Origin of the sequence: Fusobacterium perfoetens (assembly GCF_021531475.1) — a bacterium.
GTDB lineage: Bacteria > Fusobacteriota > Fusobacteriia > Fusobacteriales > Fusobacteriaceae > Fusobacterium_B.
In genome coordinates this window covers 1-1,603 of record NZ_JADYTX010000069.1, presented here as the reverse complement: position 1 = coordinate 1,603, position 1,603 = coordinate 1, and the positions used below count along the sequence as shown (strand labels likewise).

The following is a 1,603-nucleotide window of genomic DNA, read 5'->3' as shown; positions in this document are numbered from 1 at the left end:
TGTTTAAAAAATGGTAAGTGTAAATTATTTGACCTAGTCAATAAATATATAAAGTTTTAATGAAGAGTTTGATCCTGGCTCAGGATGAACGCTGACAGAATGCTTAACACATGCAAGTCTACTTGAATTCACTTCGGTGATAGTAAGGTGGCGGACGGGTGAGTAACACGTAAAGAACTTGCCTTGCAGTCTGGGACAACTATTGGAAACGATAGCTAATACCGGATATTATGCGTGAGTCGCATGACTCATGTATGAAAGCTATATGCGCTGCGAGAGAGCTTTGCGTCCCATTAGCTAGTTGGTGAGGTAACGGCTCACCAAGGCCACGATGGGTAGCCGGCCTGAGAGGGTGAACGGCCACAAGGGGACTGAGACACGGCCCTTACTCCTACGGGAGGCAGCAGTGGGGAATATTGGACAATGGACCAAAAGTCTGATCCAGCAATTCTGTGTGCACGATGACGGTCTTAGGATTGTAAAGTGCTTTCAATTGGGAAGAAAAAAATGACGGTACCAATAGAAGAAGCGACGGCTAAATACGTGCCAGCAGCCGCGGTAATACGTATGTCGCAAGCGTTATCCGGATTTATTGGGCGTAAAGCGCGTCTAGGTGGTTTGGTAAGTCTGATGTGAAAATGCGGGGCTCAACTCCGTATTGCGTTGGAAACTGCCTAACTAGAGTATCGGAGAGGTGGGCGGAACTACAAGTGTAGAGGTGAAATTCGTAGATATTTGTAGGAATGCCGATAGAGAAGTCAGCTCACTGGACGAATACTGACACTGAAGCGCGAAAGCATGGGGAGCAAACAGGATTAGATACCCTGGTAGTCCATGCTGTAAACGATGATTACTAAGCGTCGGGGGTCGAACCTCGGCACTCAAGCTAACGCGATAAGTAATCCGCCTGGGGAGTACGTACGCAAGTATGAAACTCAAAGGAATTGACGGGGACCCGCACAAGTGGTGGAGCATGTGGTTTAATTCGACGCAACGCGAGGAACCTTACCAGCGTTTGACATCCTAGGAATGAGAAAGAGATTTCTTAGTGCTCCTTCGGGAGAACCTAGAGACAGGTGGTGCATGGCTGTCGTCAGCTCGTGTCGTGAGATGTTGGGTTAAGTCCCGCAACGAGCGCAACCCCTATTGTATGTTGCCATCATTAAGTTGGGCACTCATGCGATACTGCCTGCGATGAGCAGGAGGAAGGTGGGGATGACGTCAAGTCATCATGCCCCTTATACGCTGGGCTACACACGTGCTACAATGGGCAGTACAGAGAGAAGCAATTTCGCGAGGAGGAGCAAATCTCACAAAGCTGTTCGTAGTTCGGATTGTACTCTGCAACTCGAGTACATGAAGTTGGAATCACTAGTAATCGCAAATCAGCTATGTTGCGGTGAATACGTTCTCGGGTCTTGTACACACCGCCCGTCACACCACGAGAGTTGATTGCACCTGAAGTAGCAGGCCTAACCGCAAGGATGGATGCTCCGAGGGTGTGGTTAGCGATTGGGGTGAAGTCGTAACAAGGTATCCGTACGGGAACGTGCGGATGGATCACCTCCTTTCTAAGGAGCAATACATATTCTCTATTCTATTG

1 rRNA gene is annotated in these 1,603 nt (G+C 48.5%); it reads left to right on the top strand.

Annotated elements, in window-relative coordinates:
• The first annotated feature begins 56 nt into the window (after nucleotides 1–56).
• Nucleotides 57–1,571, top strand: a 16S ribosomal RNA gene (locus I6E15_RS10010).
• The last annotated feature ends 32 nt before the right edge of the window (nucleotides 1,572–1,603 follow it).